We start from the raw sequence: 19,118 nt of genomic DNA, 5'->3' as shown, positions 1-19,118 counted from the left end.
TTATGGAAAACAGGTCATATGCCCTGATGACCGGCGTGTTCACGATCGCGCTGCTGGTGGCCACCGTGCTGATCGGCCTCTGGCTCAACCGCGACAAGACCGAGCTGGTGCCCTACGAAATCGTCACCACCCAGTCGATCCCGGGCCTGAACCCGCAGGCGACGGTGCGCTACCGCGGCCTGGAAGTCGGGCGTGTCGACGAGATCGTGTTCGACCCGCGCGTCACCGGCCAGATCCTGATCAAGCTGTCGGTCGACGAAGCCTCGCCGATCACCACCACCACCTTCGCTTCGCTCGGCTACCAGGGCGTGACCGGCATCGCCTTCATCCAGCTCGACGACGACCGCACCGGCTCGCCGAGGCTCAGCACCGGTGGCGAGCGCACCGCGCGCATCCCGCTGCGACCGGGCCTGCTGGACCAGCTGGAAGACCGCGGCCTGGCGATCCTGGAAAAGGCCGAGAAGATCACCGAACAGCTGAATGTCCTGGTGGGCCCGGAAAACCAGGCCGTCATCGTCGGCGCTTTCGCCAGCATCGACAAGACCGCGCAGGCCTACGCCGCCATCCCCGAACGCCTCGGCCCGACGCTCGACCGCCTGCCTGGCCTGGCCGCGAAGATGGATACCAGCCTCGATTCGTTCAACGCCTTGTCCAGCAGCGCCACCTCGATGACGCGCAACTACGACCAGCTGGCGATCCGCCTGCAGGCCCCGGACGGCCCGATTGAGCGCCTGAACAACGCCATTGGTTCGCTCGGCGCCGCCACCAGCGAGCTGGAACTGGAAACCCTGCCGCACGTGGTGCAGATGACCGACGAAGCGCGCGCCTCGCTGCGCGCGGTCAAGCGCACCGCCAATTCGCTGTCCGAGCGCCCGCAGAGCATCCTGTTCGGCGCGCCGGGCGATGCGCCCGGACCGGGCGAGCCGGGCTTCGTACCCCCGACCAAATGAGGACCACCGTGAATCTTCGCCCACAACGCCTCGCCGGCGCCATCGCCGTCGCCTGCGCCCTGCTGCTGGCCGGCTGCGCCAGCAAGGAACGCGCCCAGAACACCGTCTTCGACTTCGGCGCGCCGGTGCCGGCGGCCCAGGCGTCCGCCAACGCCGCCCTGCCGCCCGCGCTCGTGGTGATGGACGCCACCGGCCCGTCGGCGCTGGACACCGAACGCATGTTCTACCGCCTGAACTACGCCGACGCCCTGCAGGCGCGCACCTATGCCAGCGCGCGCTGGAGCGCCACCCCGCTCGACCTGGTCACCGCACGCATGAAGGCGCGCCTGGCGCAAGCCGGCATGAAGGTGCTGTCGGCCACCGACGCCGCCAACGGCGTGCCGATCCTGCGCATCGAGATCGACGACTTCGTGCACGCCTTCGCCAGCGCCAGCCAGAGCAGCGGCCAGGTGATGCTGCGCGCTTCCGTGTTCAATGACCACCGCCTGGTCGACCAGCGCAGCTTTACGCGCAGCGCGCCGGCGCCCGGCAACGACGCCGCCGGCGGCGCACGCGCCCTGGCCGACGGCACCGACCTGGTGGCGGCCGACATCGTGGCCTGGCTGGCCTCGCTCCAGGGCCGCATGACGCCCACGACGCCGGCCTCGCCATCGCAACCGCTGCTGCGCCGATGACCGAAGCGCAACACGTCGACGCCGACGCGGAGGCCGCGCGCTCGCGCGCTTCGCCGATCGCGCGCGCCGCCCTGCTGGCCTACCTGCTGCTGATCGTCTATGCCAGCTGGTATCCGTTCTCGGGCTGGCGCGACAACGGCGTGCCGCTGTTCGCGTTCCTGAACCTGGTCAAGCAGCGCTACTGGACCGGCTTCGACGTCGGCGTCAACATCGCCGGCTACATCCCGTTCGGGATCCTGATCGTGCTGTCGCTGTACCCGCGCATCAAGGGCATCTGGGCGGTGCTGCTGGCGGCGATCGCCGGGGTGCTGGTGACCGGCACCATGGAAGCAGTGCAGAATTTCCTGCCCACCCGGGTGCCGTCGAACCTGGACTTCATCACCAATGCCGGCGGCTGCCTGCTGGGTGCGATCCTGGGTGCGCTGTGGGCACCGGGCCTGCTCGACCGCAGCCGGCTGTTCAAGCTGCGGCGGCGCTGGTTCCTGCCACACGCCAGCCAGGGCCTGGTGCTGGTGGCGATCTGGCCGCTGGCCCAGATCTACCCGCAAAGCTACCTGTTCGGCCATGGCCAGGTGCTGCCGATCATCTCGGGCTGGCTGTCGTCCTGGTTCGATACCGACATCGACCTGGTGGCCATGCTGCGCCCCGGCGACGACATCATGACGGTCGAGCAGTACTGGCTGTCCGAAACCATCATCACCGCCTGCGGCATGACCGGGGCGGCGCTCACCCTGATGTGCCTGGTGCGCCGTGGCGCGCCGCGCTTTTCGCTGATGCTGGCCCTGATGGCGGCGGCGCTGGTGGTCAAGGCGTTTGCCAGCTCGCTGCTGTTCCGCCCGGATAACGCCCTGGTCTGGGTCACGCCCGGCGCCGAAGGGGGTTTTTTGATCGGGCTGATCATGCTGTCGGGCCTGGTGTTCGCGCCGCAGGTGGCGCAGCGGCGGCTGGCGGTGGTCACGCTGGTGCTGAGCCTGATCGTGGTGAACACGATCCCGGTGAACCCGTATTTCTCTTCCACCCTGCAAGGCTGGGTGCAGGGCAAGTTCCTGAACTTCAATGGCGCGGCCGAGTTCCTGTCGCTGCTGTGGCCATTCTTCGCGCTGTGGTTCCTGCTGCTGCCCTCGCATAAACTCAATCGGCAATAAGAGCGCGTATCATTGCGCCACCTGCTGCCATCTTCGAGAACGACATGAACGAGCAATCATTCTATAAACACCACGTCTTTTTCTGCATGAACGAGCGTGAAGGCAAGGACGCCCGCCCCAGCTGCGGCAAGTGCGGCGCCGAAAAGGCCCAGAAGCACGCCAAGAAACGCATCAAGGAACTCGGCCTGAGCGGCGAAGGCAAGGTCCGCATCAACCAGTCCGGGTGCCTGGACCGCTGCGAGGAAGGCCCGGTGCTGGTGGTCTACCCGGAAGGCACCTGGTACACCTACGTCGACAACGACGACATCGACGACATCATCGATACCCACCTGGTCGGCGGCAAGGTCGTCGACCGCCTCAAGATCTGACCGGCACCAACCCGCACTCACCATGATGAACATCCATTCGCACAAGTTCACCCTCGACGGCCACGCCGGCAAGATGCAATGCCTGCTCGACCTGCCCGACAGCGCCCCGCGCGGCATCGCCCTGGTGGCGCACCCGCATCCGCTGTACGGCGGCACCATGGAAAACAAGGTGGCCCAGACGCTGGCGCGCACCTTCGTCACGCTCGGCTACGCGGCAGCGCGCTTCAACTTCCGCGGCGTGGGCGAATCCGAAGGCGTGCACGACGAGGGCCGCGGCGAAGTGGACGACATGGAGATCATGTACAACCATATGGTCGAGCAGTACCCGGGCCTGCCGGTGGCCCTGACCGGCTTCTCGTTCGGCACCTTCGTCCAGGCCCAGTTCGCGCTGCGCCTGGCCGAGCAGGGCCGTCCGGCCGAGCGCCTGGCGTTGGTCGGCACGGCGGCCGGCAAATGGGCGATGCCGGCGGTGCCGCAGGACACCATCCTCATCCACGGCGAGCTGGACGACACCATCTTCCTGAAGGACGTGTTCGAGTGGGCGCGTCCGCTCGACATCCCGGTGGCGGTGATCCCGGGCGCCGACCATTTCTTCCACCGCAAGCTCGGCCACATTAAAAATCTGGTCGTTCAACTGTGGCGGCGTGACAATTAACTGCAACACTCCCCTATAATGTTTTGCTTCACCTGAGGCATTGCTCCTAGGCATTACTCCTAGGCATTGCCTCGCGCTCCACTGCCTTACCACTCTTTTACTGACGATATTCTTCCCATGAAAAAACTGTTAGCGGCCTTCGCCGCCAGCCTGGTGATGGTCTCGGCCAGCGCGCAAACCGTGCCCGCCCCTACCGTCGCCGCCAAATCGTGGTTGCTGCTCGATGCGACGAGCGGCCAGGTCATCGCCGCGCAGGATCCGAGCATGCGCATCGAACCGGCATCGCTGACCAAGGTCATGACGGCCTATGTCACCTTCGCCGCGATCCGCGAAAAGCGCCTGACGCTGAACCAGATGGTGAACGTCTCCGTGCGCGCCTGGAAGGTCGACGGCAGCAGCTCGAAGATGTTCATCGATCCCGCCACCCCGGTGTCGGTCGACGACCTGCTGCACGGCCTGATGATCCAGTCGGGCAACGACGCCGCGGTGGCACTGGCCGAAGCGGTGGCCGGCGACGAAGGCACCTTCGTGACGCTGATGAACCGCGAAGCGCAGCGCCTGGGCATGAAGAACACCCGCTTCGCCAACCCGCACGGCCTGCCGGACGCCAACAACTACTCGACCGCGCACGACCTGTCGATCCTGGCCGCGTCGGTGATCCGCGACTTCCCCGAGTACTACAAGATCGACTCGGTCAAGCAGTTCACCTATAACAAGATCACCCAGCAGAACCGCAACCGCCTGCTGTGGCTCGACCCGACCGTGGACGGCATGAAGACCGGCCACACCGATGCCTCGGGCTACAGCATGATCGCCTCGGCGCGCCGCGCCAACGGCACCACCGGCCAGCGCCGCCTGATCTCGGTGATCTCGGGCGCCGCCTCGGATGCGGTGCGTACCCAGGAAAGCCAGAAGCTCCTGAACTGGGGCTTCCAGAACTTCGATACCGTCAAGCTGTACTCGAAGGGCCAGGCGATCCAGACCCCGCAGGTGTGGAAGGGTTCGCAGTCCACCGTCAAGCTGGGCTTCCAGCGCGACATCCTGGTGACCGTGCCGAAGGGCGTGGCCGGTAAACTCAAGCCGGTACTGGAGCGCAAGGACCCGCTGGTCGCGCCGCTGGCACTGGGCGGCCAGGTCGGCACGCTGAAGATGACCGTCGATGGCAAGGCGCTGCTGGCGCTGCCGGTGGTGGCGCTGGAAGAAGTGCAGGAAGCGAGCATCTTCGGTCGCGCGTGGGATTCGATGCGTCTGTGGATGCAGTGATCCCCGTTTGATCGCTCGAACGAGCCCGCCCGTGCGTCAAGCCGGGCGGGCTTTTTTACGGGCGGCGCCGCTATAATCATGCCATCACGTCATGATGAAAGCGCTCGCCAATGCTACCCGACACCGACCTGCACTGCCCTCGCATCACCACCCGCGAAGGCGGCCCGGAATTCTCGCGCATCGTCGCCGGCATGTGGCGCATGACCGAGTGGGGCATGAGCGTGGAACAGCGCGTGGCCCTGGTCGAACAATGCCTTGAAATGGGCGTGACCACCTTCGACCACGCCGACATCTACGGCGACTACGGCGTCGAAACCCTGTTCGGCGAAGCCCTGCGCCTGCAGCCTTCGCTGCGCGACCGGATCGAGTTGGTCAGCAAATGCGGCATCAAGCTGCGCTCGCAGAAGCACCCGCAGCACACCATCCAGCACTACGACACCACGGCCGGGCACATCGTCGCCTCGGCCGAGAATTCGCTGCGCCAGCTGCACACCGACCACCTCGACCTGCTGCTGATCCACCGCCCGGATCCGCTGATGGACTTCGACGAAGTGGCCGAGGCCTTCACCCGCCTGCAGCGCGAAGGCAAGGTGAAACACGTGGGTGTGTCGAACTTCACGCGCCACCAGTTCGAGTCGCTCAACCGCCGCGTGCCGCTGGCTACCAACCAGGTCGAGCTGTCGCCGCTGTACACCGCGCCGATGTTCGACCAGACCCTGGACGGCCTGCAGGATCTGCGCATCGCGCCGATGGCCTGGTCGCCGCTGGCGGGCGGACGCCTGTTTTCGCCGGACGACGAGCGCGCAGGCGAAGTGCGCGCCGTGGTGCAGGAGATCGCCGAGCGCATGGACAAGCCGTTCGCCAGCGTGGTGTTCGCGTGGATCATGCAGCACCCAAGCCGCCCGCTGCCGCTCACCGGCAGCGGCCGCATCGCAGCGATCCGCGACGCCGTCAGCGCCACCACCTTCCAGCTCGAGCGCGGCGACTGGTTCCGCGTCCTGCGCGCCGCGCGCGGACACGAGGTGGCCTGACATGGCGGCGGACAGCCCGCTGCGCATCGTCGAGGGCAAGGCCCTCAGCGCGCGCCAGAAGAAGGATCTGCTGAACCGCCTGGCGCGGATCGAGGGCCAGCTGCGCGGCGTGCAGAAACTGATCGCGCTGGCCGACGCGCCCGAGGATTGCGACGCGGTGGCGCAGCAGATGTCGGCCGCGCGCAAGGCGCTCGACCGCTCGTTCGTGCAGCTCTTGACCGCCTCGATCCTGACCCAGACCGGCGACGCCGCCGACCTGATAGATGCGCGCGAACGCGCCGCGCACCTGGCGGCGTTGCTCGACAAGTTCGCCTGAGTGGCCGGTCGCAGACCATGGGCTGGGCATACTCCCCGCAAGACAAGGAGCGTTCATGATGGAAGACCAGGACCGCAGCTCCCCCGGGATATCCGGTCCCGGGTTTCTCGCCATGTTTTTCATTGCCTGCTTGTGCGGATGGGGCGCGATCTATCTCGGCTGGAGCGTCATCGATGCCATGGATACGGGTAAGCTCTGCGTGGGAGGCCGCCGGGGCTGCTATTCCTGGGAATACGATTACTGGAACATGTGGTGGGCAGTCGCGGGGCGGGCATTGGGTGCGTTCCTCTTTGGATCGTTCGCGCTTGGATGTGCGGCAGGCGCCTGGCAATACATGAAGGCCGATTGATGCGCTTTGCCGCGGCCGGCCCGATGCCGGCGCGGCCGCAGAACATCACCTCAATCCTCGAACACCTTGGGCGGCGCCACGCCGCGCCAGCCCAGCTTCCAGCCGATGTTCAGCAGCAGCGTGGCGCAGATATACAGCAGGAAGAACAGCACGAAGAAGCGCGTCTGCAGGAACACCAGCAGCACTGCGCACACGCCCAGCAGCGCCAGCATCACTTTGCCTTTCGGGTGCTTGGAGCTGGGGAAGCGGATGGTCGAGACCATCAGCGCGCCCACCGCCACCATCAGCGCCGCCACCATGAAGGCCGGCGCCATCGCGGTAACCGGATCGGGCCAGGCCACCACCACCGACGCCACACAGGCTGCGCCGGCGGTGATCGGCATGCCGACGAAGTAGCGCGGGTCGGTGCGGCCATGGCTGATGTTGAAGCGCGCCAGGCGCAGCGCGCCGCAGGTGACGAACACGAAGCAGGCCAGCCCGCCCATGCGCACCAGGGTCGGATGGGCCTCGCCCAGTTGGGTGAAGCCGTAGCAGTACAGCAGCAGGCCGGGCGCGCAGCCGAAGTTCATCACGTCGGCGATCGAATCGAGCTGCACGCCGAAGCTGGACTGGGTGTTGGTGGCGCGCGCCACGAAACCGTCGAGCGCATCGAACACGCCGGCCAGCACCAGCAGGATCGCGGCCAGGCGGTAATCGGCCGGGTCGCCGACGCGCGCATTGTCGACCGAGATCACGATGCTGCCGAAGCCGCAGGCGATCGACAGCAGCGTCACTAAACTGGGCAGGGCGAACTTGGCGCGCGCGAGGCGCTGCTGGCGGGTAGGATTCAATGGACGGCTCGGCAAGATGAACGATGTCTTATTCTACAGCCAGCAAAATGCGCAGGGAGCAAAGTATGGATGGCGCACGCCACAGCGGACCTTCACGTTTTACCGATTTGGCCTAGAATGGCGCCATGCGCTTGTACTGACAGGAGTTGCAAGATGAGCTACACGTCTCGTTGGCAGCAGATCGCCGCGGCCGCGGCGGCCGCCCTCGCGCTGGCGGCGTGCGGCGGCAGTGGCGGCGACAGCAGCCCGGCGGCGCCGGTGTCGGGCGGCACCGCGGTCACGCCCGCCCCGGCCAGCCCAACCTCGCCCTCGCCCCTGCCGGTCGACGCCAGCGCCCCGGCGCAAACCGGCAATATCGCGCTCGACGGCCGCAACTGGATCAACTACCGCCGTACCCAGAGCGGCATGCCGACGCTGGCCCAGAACGCGCAGATCGACAACGCGGCGCAGGGCCACTCCGACTACCTGCGCATCAACAACCTGATGAGCCACGACCAGCAGCCGGGGCGCCAGGGCTTCACCGGCGCCAACCTCGGTGCGCGCCTGAACGCGGCCGGCTACACACTGCCCGACCGCGGTTTCGCCTACGGCGAGGTGATCGCAGGCAGCACCAACGGTTCCGGCTTCTTCCTGGCCGAAGAGCTGATCACCGCGATCTACCACCGCTTCGTGATGTTCGAGCCGATGTTCCGCGAGATCGGCACCGGCGCCGCCAGCGCGGCCGGCAGCTACAACTACTTCACCGCCGACTTCGCGACCCGCAACGGCTACGGCCCCGGCATCGCGCGCGGCACCGTGGTCACCTGGCCGTTCAATGGCCAGACCCAGGTCGTGCCCAACTTCTTCAGCGACACCGAAGAGCCGGACCCGATCCCCAACCGCAACGAAGTCGGGTATCCGGTCAGCGTGCACGCCAACCTGGATGCCACGCTGACGGTGCAATCGTTCAGCGTGCGTCCGCGCGGCGGCGCCAACCTGGAGGTGCAGCGCGTCGATCCGCTGTCGGACTACAAGACCGCGGCGTCGATCGTGCCGCTGGCGCCGCTGCGCGCGGGCACGGTCTATGAAGCCAGCTTCTCCGGCACCCTGGACGGCGTGCCGGTGACGCGCACATGGTCGTTCACCACGCGGTGAGGGACGCCACCGCCACCACGCCGGCCGCCGTGCCAGACGGTCATGCGCCGGCGCTCGACCTGGCCGCGGCGCTGGAGCGGGTGATGGGCGACCGCGACCTGTTGCAGCGCGTGCTGACCCGCTTCGCCGCCGACTACCGCGACGTCGCCGCGCGCCTGCGCGCAGCCCTCGCCGCCCATGACACCGAACTGGCGCAGCGCATCGCGCACACGCTCAAGGGCGCCTCCGGCATGATCGATGCGGGTCTGCTGCGCCAGCGCGCGCTGGACCTGGAACTGGTGCTCAAGGCCGGCGCCGGCGATGGCGCGCAGGTCGCTGGGTTGGTGGATAAGCTGGATGCCGAACTGGCGCGGGTACTGCAGGAAGTCGACGCCATGCTGGCCGGTCCGCACGCGGCCCCGCTAACAGCGGCGCCGATCGCGGAGCACGATTTGACGCGGCTGCGCGCCATGCTCGATATCGGCGACGGGCGCGCGTCCGACCTGGTGCAGCAATGGCGCCCTGGCCTGCTGGCCGCGCTCGGCCCCGAACGCATGCGCACGTTCGACACGGCGATCGGCCGTTTCGATTTCGAGCGCGCGCTGGCGCTGCTGGAACAGGAAGAACAACGGGAAGAAAGCGCTTCAGGCAACTAGCCGGTCAGCGCGCCGCAAGCCGGTCGGCCTGCGGCCAATGTGGTCATTCAGCGTGTGAATTCGGCTTCTTCGTCGAACGAATCGGCGCACGGCTTGCCGCAGAAGCGCCGTACGCTGTCGAGCGGCTTTTCGCAGTACCAGCACGATCCCTTGGCCGGCAGGCTGGCGCGCGTGGGCATGCCGGACGCACTCGCTGCAACCTTGGCCAGCGGCGGCTCGACGGGCAGAGCGCTGTCCGGAAAACTGTCGTGTGTCGTTTCCAAGTTCCACCCCCTAACACGGCTGCCTGAAGTTTCCTGAAATCAAAGGAAAGATTACTTCAGCAGAACTCCGTGTGCATGAGAAAGCGCAAGCCGCGCTGCAACAGCGTGCTGCCGGCGGCGATTCGATGCATGCCAGTGTGCCCTCATTGCCATGCTCACGCAATCCCTCGTCAAGCCGGATCGCCAGAATGGCACATGCTTGCAACATATATCCGCGCGCCTGCTGTGCAACGCACAAAAATGCAGGCGCTCAAGTGATAACCCTGCTTACTTGGCCGGCTCCAGCGTCACCAGCAGGCCGGTACGCGTGGTCTGGATCCGGGTCGGCACGAACTGCACGCCGGCGTAGCGCAGGTCGCCCTGGTCGAAGCTGTACACCGGCATGTCGCGCGCCACGGTGTCGATCAGGCCATTGGCGACACCCGTGAGACGGCGCTCGGCTTCCGGATTGCCGAGCTGCAGGCGCTCCACGCGCGGCTCGGCCATCATCACGGCGGAACGGCCCGGGTCCACGTACAGGCGTCCGGAAAACGCCACGCTGCCGGTCCATGCGCGCGCGAACGGCGGCGCCACCGACGCGTCGACGCTCAGCGCCACCCGGTCCTGCTCCGGCTGCAGTGCCAGTTGCGGTTTGGTGAGCTGGATGTCGAATACGTCGAGCAGGCGCTCGTTGATGGGGAAACGCCGGTCCAGGCCCGCCTGCAGCTTGTGCAGCGGGATCTCGACCTGGCGCGGGCCGATCAGGCTGGAGCAGGAGGCCAGCAAACCGGCGCCGACGACGGCGGCGCCAAGGGTGAGGAGCCTGCGCCGGGTGCTGATGCGCGAGTGATTGAGCTTGTCCATATTCCAAGCCTAGCACGAGCCGGGCGCACGCCGCGTTGCGCTTACTTCCCGATACAGAACCGGCTGAAGATCACGCCCAGCAGGTCGTCCGGCGTGAACTGGCCGGTGATGCTGGAGAGCTGGTCCTGCGCCAGCCGCAGTTCTTCGGCGAACAGGTCGAGCGACTGGTCGTCCTGGGCTGCGTGGCGGCCGGCCATGTCAAGGTGCTCGCGCGCGGCGCGCAGTGCGATCAGGTGGCGCTCGCGCGCCAGGTACAGCGACTCGCCGGTCTGCTGCCAGCCGGCGATGCGCAGCAGTTCGGCGCGCAGCAGGTCGATGCCCAGGCCCTCGTTGGCGGACAGGTACAGATGCACGGCATCCAGGCTTTCGTCCTTGGACGGCTTGTGCCCCGACAGGTCGATCTTGTTCCAGATGCGCACCACCGGCACCCCGGCCGGGAAGGCGGCGACGATCGCTTCGTCGGCCGCGCTCGGGCCGAGGTTGGCGTCCAGCAGGTGCAGGATCACGTCGGCCTTGCCGACTTCACCCCAGGTGCGCTCGATGCCGATGCGCTCGACCACGTCGACGCCCTCGTCGTCCGCCGGGCGGATGCCGGCGGTGTCGATGATGTTGAGCGGGATGCCTTCGATCTGGATCGTCTCGCTCACCTTGTCGCGCGTGGTGCCGGCGATCGGGGTCACGATCGCCACCTCGCTGCCGGCCAGCGCGTTCAGGAGTGAGGACTTGCCCACGTTGGGCTGGCCGACCAGCACCACGTTCAGGCCTTCGCGCAGCAGCGCGCCTTGCGCCGCCTGGCGGAACACGGCCGCCAAGGCTTCGACGATGCCGGCCAGCTGGCCGCGCGCGTTGGATTTTTCGAGGAAGTCGATTTCTTCTTCCGGAAAGTCGAGCGTGGCTTCGACCAGCATGCGCAGGTTGATGGTCTGGTCGACCAGCTTGTGCACTACCTGCGAGAAGGCGCCGGACAGCGATTGCGAGGCCGACTTGGCGGCGGCTTCGGTGGATGCGTCGATCAGGTCGGCCACCGCCTCGGCCTGGGCCAGGTCGAGCTTGTCGTTCAGAAAAGCGCGGCGCGTGAATTCGCCCGGTTCGGCCAGGCGCAGGCCGGATGCGGCGCCCGCTTCCAGCACGCGCGCCAGCAGCATCTGCAGCACCACGGGTCCGCCGTGGCCCTGCAGTTCGAGCACGTCTTCGCCGGTGTACGAATGCGGTCCCTTGAAGTACAGGGCCAGGCCTTCGTCGATGGTGTCGCCGTTGGCGGCCTTGAACGGGAGGTAGGTGGCGTGACGCGGGGCCAAGGTAACGCCGGGGAACAGCGCGTCGATCAGGGCGCCCAGCGACTTGCCGGAAGCGCGCACGACGCCGATGCCGCCGCGCCCCTGGGCGGTGGCGATGGCGGCGATGGGGGAGGTGTCGAGTTTCATGGGGTGGATTGTAAGGGAAGCGCCGGCGCGGCGAACAATAAAAAAAGCCCGCGCACGAGGCGCGGGCTTTTCATGAGAACGTGCGGAATTACTTGGCCGCGCCGGTCTCGAACTTGCGGGTGATCACCCACTGCTGCGCGATCGACAGGATGTTGTTCACCACCCAGTACAGCACCAGGCCGGACGGGAAGAAGAAGAACACCACCGAGAATGCGATCGGCATGAACAGCATCATCTTGGCCTGCACCGGGTCGGTCGGCTGCGGATTGAGCTTGGTCGTGATGTACATCGACACCGCGTAGATGATCGGCAGGATGTAGTACGGGTCGGGCTGCGTCAGATCCTGGATCCAGCCGATCCACGGCGCGCCGCGCATCTCGACCGACGCCTGCAGCACCCAGTACAGGGCGAAGAACACCGGCATCTGCACCAGGATCGGCAGGCAGCCGCCCAGCGGGTTGATCTTCTCAGTCTTGTACAGCTCCATGGTGGCCTGCTGCATCTTGGCCGGGTCGTTCTTGAAGCGCTCGCGGATCGCCTGCATCTTCGGCGTCACCACGCGCATCTTGGCCATGCTGCGGTAGCCGGCCGCCGACAGCGGGAAGAACAGCAGCTTGATCAGGATGGTCAGGACCACGATGGTCCAGCCCCAGTTGCCCAGCATCGCGTGCAGGTGATCCATCACCCAGAAGATCGGCTTGGCGATCACGGTCAGCATGCCGTAGTCCTTGACCAGTTCCAGGCCCGGGGTGATGGTTTCCAGGATCTTCTCTTCCTGCGGACCCGAATACAGGCGGGTGTCGCTCGAGACGGTCGCGCCCGGGGCCACGGTGCCCAGCGGCTGCACGGTGCCGATCGCATACAGGTTGTTGGCGATCTTCTTGGTGAAGATGTCGCGCGGCGCCTTGTCGGCCGGGATGAAGGCCGAGACGAAGAAGTGCTGCGAGATCGCGACCCAGCCGTTGTCGGCCTTGGTCGAGTGGTCGGCCTTGCCCTTTTCGATTTCCTCGAAGGTCAGCTTCTGGTACTTGTCGGCGTCGGTGTACAGGGTCGGGCCGGTGTAGCTCGACATGAACCACGAATCGTTGGCCGGCTTGTTGCCGTCATGCTGCAGCTGCAGGTACAGCGACGGCTGGACCGGTGCGGCGCTGATGTTGGTGACGTCGTGACGCACGCCGATCAGGTAATCGCCCTTGCGGAAGGTCAGCGTCTTGGTCAGGCGCACGCCGCCCTGCTCTGCGTCCATCACCACCTGCACCTGGTTGCCGTTGCCCAGCGTACGCACGCCCGGACGGACGGTGAACGGGGTGGTGTGGTTCGGCAGCACGCCGGCGGCGCTGGTGCCGATCAGGCCGGTCTGGCCCAGGTACACGTTCGGACCGCCGACATTGAACAGGACCTGGTTCTTGGTCTTGTCGAAGTGGTCGTCGTACTTGAGCAGCTCGAGGCGCTTGATGACGCCGCCGACGCTGTCGATATCGACCTTGACCACGTCGGTGGTGACGGTGATGGTCTGGCTGGCCGGTGCGACCGGGGCGCCAGGAACGGCGGCGGCCGGTGCGCCAGGCGTACCCGGCACGGCGGCGGTGCCCGGCTGGACGGCCGGCACGTCGGACGGTTTGGTCTGCTGCTGGGCAACCTTGGCCGGCGGCTGGTTCGAGAACAGCGACTGCTTGCCGTTGCTCACCATCCAGTTGTTCCACAGAACAATCAGGGAAATGGCGAACACGATCCACAGGACAGTACGTTTATTGAATTCCATTGGAGTCTTCAGGAGTGGTTGCAACCGCAAGCGGCTGGTGGGGATTGCTTGGCGTCCCTGGGCGGCACCGGATCGAGACCGCCCGGATTCCAGGGATGACAGCGGCACACGCGGCGCGCGGTCAGGAACGAACCGCGTGCGGCGCCATGCACGCGCAGCGCCTCGATCGCATAATTGGAACAGCTCGGGTAGAACCGGCAACGCGGTCCCAGCATGGGAGACAGCAGCAGCTGGTAGCCGCGAAGCAACCAGATGAGCAGCGTCTTCATGACGATGCGGGCGGCGCCGGACGCGGCCGCTGGGAGGCGAACAGGCGTGCCAGTTCCACCCGCAGCTCTGCTTTCAAAGCGCGGGTAGTGGCCGGGCCGGCCTTGGTATTGACCGGACGCGACAGGCGCACGATGCAATCCACCGCCTGCAATTTGCTGGTGCGGAACAGTTCGCGCGTGATGCGCTTGATCGTATTGCGCGTGACCGCGCGCGGCGCGAAGCGCTTGGCCGCGACGACGCCCAGCCGCGCATGCGGCAGGGTAGTCGGTCGCGTGTAGAGCACGAAATGCGCCGATTTTTGCGTTGGCCGCAAACGAAAAACGGATGAAAATTCATCCGTTTTAACGATGCGCCGAACGCGCGCGAAGTCGTGCGAACCTTCGCTTGTCATGCCGACCGCGTCAATCTGCGGGCGCGGTCGTCTTAGACGACTGCCAGACGCTTGCGGCCCTTGGCGCGGCGAGCGTTCAGGACTTGACGGCCACCACGGGTAGCCATACGTGCGCGGAAGCCGTGCGTGCGCTTGCGACGGACGACGGAAGGTTGGTAAGTACGTTTCATGGTGGTCTCGCTTAAAGCAAAATAAAGTGCAAAATCGGGTCTGACGTCTTTGTCAGATTCGGCGCCAATGACAGTTTCGCAGAGGTTAAGCCAGCGTCACGCCACAGCAAGTCTCTTGTCGCCCGATCACCAGCCGCTGTAAAAATCACAGCACGAGATGGCGCACGGACGGGGAACCCTGAATTAGACTCCACTTTGCCCTACGATGTCAAGAATGCTGTTGTATGCCTGCTGAGCTCCCGGATGCTCTTGGCAGGCTGGCAAGGACCAGCCCTTCGGTGGAAAATATGTGTGCCGCCTGTGGATAACTTTGGCCGAGACAGGTAAAATAGCGTGTTACGTATCAATTAGCGAAGTATGGAAAACTTTTGGCAGACCGCCTCCGCGCAGCTGGAACTCGAGCTGACGCCTCAGCAGTACAGCGCGTGGATCAAGCCGCTGGTCGCCCTCGACTACGAAGACGGCAAGCTGCGCATCGCCGCGCCCAACCGCTTCAAGCTAGACTGGGTCAAGACGCAGTTCGCCACGCGCATCACCGAGCTCGCCGCCCAGTACTGGGAGGCGCCGGTCGAGGTGCAGTTCGTGCTCGACCCGAAGACCAATCCGTCGCGTAAACCCGCGAGCGCTACTACGACCACGTCCGTCGTCGACTTCGACGCGCCGCGCCCTGCTCCCGGCCAGGAAGCGCCGGGTGCGCCAAGTGCGCCGAGCCCGACGCAGAACCTGAACATCGCCAACTCGCCCAAGCGCGAGCAGAGCCGGATCAACACCGAACTGACGTTCGACAGCTTCGTCACCGGTAAGGCCAACCAGCTGGCGCGCGCCGCCGCGATCCAGGTCGCCAACAACCCGGGCGTGTCGTACAACCCGCTGTTCTTCTACGGCGGCGTCGGCCTGGGTAAGACCCACTTGATCCATGCGATCGGCAACCAGGTGATGGCCGACCAGCCGGGCGCGCGCATCCGCTACATCCACGCCGAGCAGTACGTGCGCGACGTCGTCACCGCCTATCAACGCAAAGGCTTCGACGACTTCAAGCACTACTATCACTCGCTCGACATGCTGCTGATCGATGATATTCAATTCTTCGGCGGCAAGAGCCGGACGCAGGAAGAGTTCTTCTATGCGTTCGAGGCGCTGATCGCGGCCAAGAAACAGATCATCATCACTTCGGATACCTATCCGAAAGAGATCACCGGTATGGACGACCGCCTGATCTCGCGCTTCGACTCCGGCCTGACGGTGGCGATCGAGCCGCCGGAACTGGAAATGCGGGTGGCGATTCTGCTGAAAAAGGCGCAGTCCGAAGACGTAACCCTGTCGGACGATGTCGCCTTCTTCGTGGCCAAGCACCTGCGCTCGAACGTGCGCGAACTGGAAGGCGCGCTGCGCAAGATCCTGGCGTACTCGCGTTTCCACGGCAAGGACATCACCATCGACGTGGTGAAGGAAGCGCTGAAGGATCTGCTCTCGGTGCAGAACCGCCAGATCTCGGTGGAAAACATCCAGAAGACGGTGGCGGACTTCTTCAACATCAAGGTGGCGGACATGTACTCCAAGCGCCGCCCGGCGAATATCGCCCGTCCGCGCCAGATCGCCATGTACCTGGCGAAAGAGCTGACGCAGAAGAGTCTGCCGGAAATCGGCGAACTGTTCGGCGGCCGCGACCACACCACCGTGTTGCACGCGGTGCGCAAAATCGCCGGCGACCGCCAGAAGAACGCCGAGTGCAACCACGAGCTGCACGTGCTGGAACAGACCCTGAAGGGCTGATTTCCCGGCCTGAGAAGAGCCGATTGTGTTTTTCCCGGGCAATGGCAAAATATCGCATTAGCAACAAACCCAATTAATAAACGTACTGAGGATAACTATGCAATTGGTCAAATCCACCCGAGACACGCTTCTCCGGCCACTGCAGATCGTGAGCGGTATTGTCGAGCGTCGGCACACTATGCCGATTCTGGCCAATATCCTCATTCGCAAGAACGGCGAGAGCGTGTCTTTCCTGTCGACCGACACCGAAGTGCAGATCACCACGCACGCCAACATCGGTTCGGGCGACGACGTGACCGGCACCACGGTCGCGGCGCGTAAGCTGCTGGACATCCTGCGCGCGCTGCCGGAATCGGGCGACGTCACCATGACGCTGCAGAACAAGCGCCTGGCCGTGCAGAGCGGCAAATCGCGCTTCGCGCTGCAGACGCTGGCGGCCGAGGAATTCCCGACCGTGTCGGTGGCCGAGAGCCACAACGCCTCGGTGACGCTGCCGCAAAAGACGCTCAAGCACCTGTTCAACATGGTGTACTTCTCGATGGCCCAGCAGGACATCCGTTACTACCTGAACGGCCTGCTGCTGGTGCTGGACGGCTCCAACATCATCGCCGTGGCGACCGACGGCCACCGCCTGGCGTTCTGCCAGGTGGAAACCGAGCAGCAGTTCGAGCGCCAGGAAGTGATCATCCCGCGCAAGACCATCATCGAGTTGCAGCGCCTGCTGGAAGAAAGCGACGAAACCGTGCGCCTGGACATCGCGGCCTCGCAGGTGAAACTGACCTTCGCCGACATCGAGCTGGTCTCGAAACTGGTCGAAGGCAAGTTCCCTGACTACACCCGCGTGATCCCGAAGGGGTACAAGAACGACTTCACGATCGGCCGTGAAGCGTTGCTGCGTTCGCTGCAGCGCGCCGCGATCATGACCAGCGACAAGTTCAAGGGCGTGCGCTGCATCATCGAGCCGGGCGTCATGAAGATCAGCTCGACCAACGCCGACCAGGAAGAAGCGGTCGAAGAACTCGAGATCGACTACGGCGGCGACGCCATCGATATCGGCTTCAACGTGACCTACCTGCTCGACGTGCTGAACAATCTGAAATGCGACCAGGTGAACATCGCCCTGGGCGATTCGAATTCGTCGGCGCTGATCTCGATTCCCGACAATGGCGACTTCAAGTATGTCGTCATGCCGATGCGGATTTAAGTCACCGAATTGTGTGCAAACAGGCGGCTTAATCTCATGAGTTAGCCCCACCCCGTCATTCCCGCGCAGGCGGGAACCTAAGTTTGCCGGCAGATCGTGCAGAACTTAGGTTCCCGCCTGCGCGGGAATGACGGTTCAGGGGTTGCGGGCCGCAACCAGCGATCGCGATAGCGATACCCATTGCGAGCCGCACGCAACCTGATTCACCGTTTTATAGAAAGCAGTCCATGTCCGAGAATATCCCAGCAGAAAACACCGCCCCTCAGGCGGATGAATACGGCGCCGCCTCGATCCAGATCCTGGAAGGCCTGGAAGCGGTGCGCAAGCGTCCGGGCATGTACATCGGCGACACGTCGGACGGCACCGGCCTGCACCACCTGGTGTTCGAAGTCCTCGACAACTCGATCGACGAAGCCCTGGCCGGTTTCTGCAGCGAAATCCATGTCACCATCCACTCCGACAACTCGATTTCGATCACCGACAACGGCCGCGGCATCCCGACCGGCGTCAAGATGGACGACAAGCACGAGCCGAAGCGCTCGGCGACCGAGATCGCCCTGACCGAACTGCACGCCGGCGGCAAATTCAACCAGAACGCCTATAAAGTGTCCGGCGGCCTGCACGGCGTCGGCGTGTCGTGCGTGAACGCCCTGTCGAAACTGCTGCGCGTGACCGTGCGCCAGAACGGCAAGGTGCACCAGCTCGAATTCGAACGCGGCGTGCCGCTGAACCGCCTGATCGAAATCCGCGACGGCGTCGAAGTCTCGCCGATGCACATCATTGGCGACACCGACAAGCGCGGCACCGAAGTGCACTTCTGGGCCGACGAGACCATCTTCACCCACGTTGAGTTCCATTACGAGATCCTCTCGAAGCGTATCCGTGAACTGTCGTTCCTGAACAATGGCGTCAACATCAAGCTGAGCGACCAGCGCAGCGGCAAGGAAGAAGTGTTCGCCTTCGAGGGCGGCACGCGCGGCTTCGTCGAGTACATCAACAAGTCCAAGAGCGTACTGCACCCGACCGTGTTCCAGGCCACCGGTGACCGCATCTCGGACAACAACACCAACGTCTCGGTCGACGTCTCGATGCAGTGGAACGACGCCTACAACGAGCAGGTGCTGTGCTTCACCAACAACATCCCGCAGCGCGACGGCGGCACCCACCTGACCGGCCTGCGCGCGGCGATGACGCGCGTGATCAACAAGTACATCGACGAGAACGACTTCGCCAAGAAGGCCAAGGTCGAGATCTCGGGCGACGACATGCGCGAAGGCCTGACCTGCGTGCTGTCCGTCAAAGTGCCCGAGCCGAAGTTCTCGTCGCAGACCAAAGATAAACTGGTGTCGTCGGAAGTGCGCGGCCCGGTCGAGGAAATCGTCGCCAAGACGCTTACCGACTTCCTGGCCGAAAAGCCGAATGATGCCAAGATCATCTGCGGCAAGATCGTGGAAGCAGCCCGTGCCCGTGAAGCGGCGCGCAAGGCACGCGACCTGACCCGCCGCAAGGGGGTGATGGACGGCCTCGGCCTGTCGTCGAAGCTGGCCGACTGCCAGGAACGCGACCCGGCGCTGGCCGAACTGTATATCGTCGAGGGTGACTCGGCAGGCGGTTCGGCCAAGCAGGGCCGCGACCGCAAGTTCCAGGCCATCCTGCCGCTGCGCGGCA

At 65.1% G+C, this 19,118-nt stretch carries 22 protein-coding genes; 14 read left to right on the top strand and 8 right to left on the bottom strand.

Translation table 11 applies throughout. From position 1 onward, the window contains the following. Positions 1-2: 2 nt before the first annotated feature. The 9 genes from RTQ83_RS22300 (at position 3) to RTQ83_RS22260 (ending at position 6,751) form a co-directional block, all read left to right on the top strand. Positions 3-950: an MlaD family protein gene (locus RTQ83_RS22300; RefSeq protein ID WP_312519632.1), complete on the top strand. Its 948-nt coding sequence runs from the start codon at positions 3-5 to the stop codon at positions 948-950. Between the two features lie 8 nt (positions 951-958). After that, the gene (locus tag RTQ83_RS22295; RefSeq protein WP_312519629.1) at positions 959-1,624 is read left to right on the top strand and encodes an ABC-type transport auxiliary lipoprotein family protein; all 666 of its coding nucleotides are present in this window, start codon (positions 959-961) and stop codon (positions 1,622-1,624) included. After that, the gene (locus tag RTQ83_RS22290) at positions 1,621-2,769 is read left to right on the top strand and encodes a VanZ family protein (protein ID WP_312519627.1); all 1,149 of its coding nucleotides are present in this window, start codon (positions 1,621-1,623) and stop codon (positions 2,767-2,769) included. Before RTQ83_RS22295 ends, RTQ83_RS22290 begins: the two co-directional genes overlap by 4 nt. A gap of 44 nt (positions 2,770-2,813) precedes the next feature. Then, positions 2,814-3,137, top strand: coding sequence for a (2Fe-2S) ferredoxin domain-containing protein (locus tag RTQ83_RS22285; RefSeq protein WP_312519624.1), 324 nt, complete (start codon positions 2,814-2,816; stop codon positions 3,135-3,137). Between the two features lie 25 nt (positions 3,138-3,162). Next, positions 3,163-3,792, top strand: a complete 630-nt coding sequence (locus RTQ83_RS22280; RefSeq protein WP_312519660.1) for an alpha/beta fold hydrolase — start codon at positions 3,163-3,165, stop codon at positions 3,790-3,792. A gap of 117 nt (positions 3,793-3,909) precedes the next feature. After that, positions 3,910-5,055 carry a D-alanyl-D-alanine carboxypeptidase family protein gene (locus tag RTQ83_RS22275; protein WP_312519621.1) on the top strand — a complete coding sequence of 382 codons (1,146 nt, stop codon included), beginning with the start codon at positions 3,910-3,912 and terminating at the stop codon, positions 5,053-5,055. Positions 5,056-5,165: 110 nt separating this feature from the next. Next, entirely contained in the window at positions 5,166-6,086 is a 921-nt protein-coding gene (locus tag RTQ83_RS22270; protein WP_312519619.1) for an aldo/keto reductase, read from the top strand. 1 nt (position 6,087) lies between these two features. Then, positions 6,088-6,402 (top strand): metal-sensitive transcriptional regulator, encoded by a 315-nt coding sequence (locus RTQ83_RS22265; RefSeq protein ID WP_312519616.1) that lies wholly within the window; start codon positions 6,088-6,090, stop codon positions 6,400-6,402. 55 nt (positions 6,403-6,457) lie between these two features. Further along, positions 6,458-6,751, top strand: a complete 294-nt coding sequence (locus tag RTQ83_RS22260) for a hypothetical protein (RefSeq protein WP_312519614.1) — start codon at positions 6,458-6,460, stop codon at positions 6,749-6,751. Positions 6,752-6,801: 50 nt separating this feature from the next. Here RTQ83_RS22260 and pssA read toward each other — a convergent pair whose 3' ends face one another. Further along, complete coding sequence (gene pssA / locus RTQ83_RS22255; RefSeq protein WP_312519612.1) at positions 6,802-7,581, bottom strand: CDP-diacylglycerol--serine O-phosphatidyltransferase; 780 nt, start codon at positions 7,579-7,581, stop codon at positions 6,802-6,804. Between the two features lie 153 nt (positions 7,582-7,734). Here pssA and RTQ83_RS22250 point away from each other — a divergent pair, with 153 nt between their 5' ends. Together RTQ83_RS22250 and RTQ83_RS22245 are read left to right on the top strand one after the other, a co-directional pair. Then, entirely contained in the window at positions 7,735-8,715 is a 981-nt protein-coding gene (locus tag RTQ83_RS22250) for a CAP domain-containing protein (RefSeq protein ID WP_312519610.1), read from the top strand. Further along, complete coding sequence (locus RTQ83_RS22245; RefSeq protein ID WP_312519607.1) at positions 8,694-9,350, top strand: Hpt domain-containing protein; 657 nt, start codon at positions 8,694-8,696, stop codon at positions 9,348-9,350. The genes RTQ83_RS22250 and RTQ83_RS22245 overlap by 22 nt, the downstream gene beginning before the upstream one ends. A gap of 47 nt (positions 9,351-9,397) precedes the next feature. Here RTQ83_RS22245 and RTQ83_RS22240 read toward each other — a convergent pair whose 3' ends face one another. The 7 genes from RTQ83_RS22240 to rpmH all read right to left on the bottom strand — a co-directional run bounded on the left by RTQ83_RS22240 (position 9,398) and on the right by rpmH (position 14,473). Continuing rightward, positions 9,398-9,613 (bottom strand): hypothetical protein, encoded by a 216-nt coding sequence (locus RTQ83_RS22240; protein ID WP_312519605.1) that lies wholly within the window; start codon positions 9,611-9,613, stop codon positions 9,398-9,400. A 267-nt stretch (positions 9,614-9,880) separates the two neighbouring features. Then, entirely contained in the window at positions 9,881-10,456 is a 576-nt protein-coding gene (locus RTQ83_RS22235; RefSeq protein ID WP_312519603.1) for a DUF1439 domain-containing protein, read from the bottom strand. 41 nt (positions 10,457-10,497) lie between these two features. Further along, positions 10,498-11,880 carry a tRNA uridine-5-carboxymethylaminomethyl(34) synthesis GTPase MnmE gene (gene mnmE, locus RTQ83_RS22230; protein ID WP_312519600.1) on the bottom strand — a complete coding sequence of 461 codons (1,383 nt, stop codon included), beginning with the start codon at positions 11,878-11,880 and terminating at the stop codon, positions 10,498-10,500. Positions 11,881-11,968: 88 nt separating this feature from the next. Then, positions 11,969-13,642: a membrane protein insertase YidC gene (gene yidC / locus RTQ83_RS22225; RefSeq protein WP_312519598.1), complete on the bottom strand. Its 1,674-nt coding sequence runs from the start codon at positions 13,640-13,642 to the stop codon at positions 11,969-11,971. Positions 13,643-13,650: 8 nt separating this feature from the next. Next, positions 13,651-13,911 (bottom strand): membrane protein insertion efficiency factor YidD, encoded by a 261-nt coding sequence (gene yidD, locus RTQ83_RS22220; protein WP_312519595.1) that lies wholly within the window; start codon positions 13,909-13,911, stop codon positions 13,651-13,653. Continuing rightward, on the bottom strand, positions 13,908-14,303 hold the full coding sequence (rnpA, locus tag RTQ83_RS22215) for a ribonuclease P protein component (RefSeq protein ID WP_312519592.1): 396 nt from the start codon (positions 14,301-14,303) through the stop codon (positions 13,908-13,910). Before rnpA ends, yidD begins: the two co-directional genes overlap by 4 nt. Positions 14,304-14,335: 32 nt before the next feature. Continuing rightward, positions 14,336-14,473, bottom strand: coding sequence for a 50S ribosomal protein L34 (gene rpmH, locus RTQ83_RS22210; protein ID WP_078035393.1), 138 nt, complete (start codon positions 14,471-14,473; stop codon positions 14,336-14,338). Between the two features lie 357 nt (positions 14,474-14,830). Between rpmH and dnaA the strand changes: the two genes are divergently transcribed. The 3 genes from dnaA to RTQ83_RS22195 all read left to right on the top strand — a co-directional run. Further along, the gene (dnaA, locus tag RTQ83_RS22205) at positions 14,831-16,246 is read left to right on the top strand and encodes a chromosomal replication initiator protein DnaA (protein WP_312519578.1); all 1,416 of its coding nucleotides are present in this window, start codon (positions 14,831-14,833) and stop codon (positions 16,244-16,246) included. A gap of 97 nt (positions 16,247-16,343) precedes the next feature. Continuing rightward, entirely contained in the window at positions 16,344-17,450 is a 1,107-nt protein-coding gene (dnaN, locus tag RTQ83_RS22200) for a DNA polymerase III subunit beta (protein WP_312519575.1), read from the top strand. A 227-nt stretch (positions 17,451-17,677) separates the two neighbouring features. Continuing rightward, positions 17,678-19,118 (top strand): DNA gyrase subunit B (locus RTQ83_RS22195; RefSeq protein ID WP_312519573.1); only part of this gene is annotated, 1,441 nt, incomplete at its 3' end.

The organism is Massilia sp., assembly GCF_031995545.1.
Lineage (GTDB): Bacteria > Pseudomonadota > Gammaproteobacteria > Burkholderiales > Burkholderiaceae_D > Telluria.
This window is presented reverse-complemented; position numbering and strand designations above follow the sequence as displayed.

Excerpts from the sequence above, each read along its gene's own strand:
- RTQ83_RS22300 (WP_312519632.1), top strand. The coding sequence starts at position 3 with ATGGAAAACAGGTCATATGCCCTGATGACCGGCGTGTTCACGATCGCG.
- RTQ83_RS22290 (WP_312519627.1), top strand. The coding sequence starts at position 1,621 with ATGACCGAAGCGCAACACGTCGACGCCGACGCGGAGGCCGCGCGCTCG.
- RTQ83_RS22285 (WP_312519624.1), top strand. The coding sequence starts at position 2,814 with ATGAACGAGCAATCATTCTATAAACACCACGTCTTTTTCTGCATGAAC.
- RTQ83_RS22280 (WP_312519660.1), top strand. The coding sequence starts at position 3,163 with ATGAACATCCATTCGCACAAGTTCACCCTCGACGGCCACGCCGGCAAG.
- RTQ83_RS22275 (WP_312519621.1), top strand. The coding sequence starts at position 3,910 with ATGAAAAAACTGTTAGCGGCCTTCGCCGCCAGCCTGGTGATGGTCTCG.
- RTQ83_RS22270 (WP_312519619.1), top strand. The coding sequence starts at position 5,166 with ATGCTACCCGACACCGACCTGCACTGCCCTCGCATCACCACCCGCGAA.
- RTQ83_RS22265 (WP_312519616.1), top strand. The coding sequence starts at position 6,088 with ATGGCGGCGGACAGCCCGCTGCGCATCGTCGAGGGCAAGGCCCTCAGC.
- RTQ83_RS22260 (WP_312519614.1), top strand. The coding sequence starts at position 6,458 with ATGATGGAAGACCAGGACCGCAGCTCCCCCGGGATATCCGGTCCCGGG.
- RTQ83_RS22250 (WP_312519610.1), top strand. The coding sequence starts at position 7,735 with ATGAGCTACACGTCTCGTTGGCAGCAGATCGCCGCGGCCGCGGCGGCC.
- RTQ83_RS22245 (WP_312519607.1), top strand. The coding sequence starts at position 8,694 with ATGGTCGTTCACCACGCGGTGAGGGACGCCACCGCCACCACGCCGGCC.
- RTQ83_RS22235 (WP_312519603.1), bottom strand. The coding sequence starts at position 10,456 with ATGGACAAGCTCAATCACTCGCGCATCAGCACCCGGCGCAGGCTCCTC.
- mnmE (WP_312519600.1), bottom strand. The coding sequence starts at position 11,880 with ATGAAACTCGACACCTCCCCCATCGCCGCCATCGCCACCGCCCAGGGG.
- yidC (WP_312519598.1), bottom strand. The coding sequence starts at position 13,642 with ATGGAATTCAATAAACGTACTGTCCTGTGGATCGTGTTCGCCATTTCC.
- yidD (WP_312519595.1), bottom strand. The coding sequence starts at position 13,911 with ATGAAGACGCTGCTCATCTGGTTGCTTCGCGGCTACCAGCTGCTGCTG.
- rnpA (WP_312519592.1), bottom strand. The coding sequence starts at position 14,303 with ATGACAAGCGAAGGTTCGCACGACTTCGCGCGCGTTCGGCGCATCGTT.
- rpmH (WP_078035393.1), bottom strand. The coding sequence starts at position 14,473 with ATGAAACGTACTTACCAACCTTCCGTCGTCCGTCGCAAGCGCACGCAC.
- dnaA (WP_312519578.1), top strand. The coding sequence starts at position 14,831 with ATGGAAAACTTTTGGCAGACCGCCTCCGCGCAGCTGGAACTCGAGCTG.
- dnaN (WP_312519575.1), top strand. The coding sequence starts at position 16,344 with ATGCAATTGGTCAAATCCACCCGAGACACGCTTCTCCGGCCACTGCAG.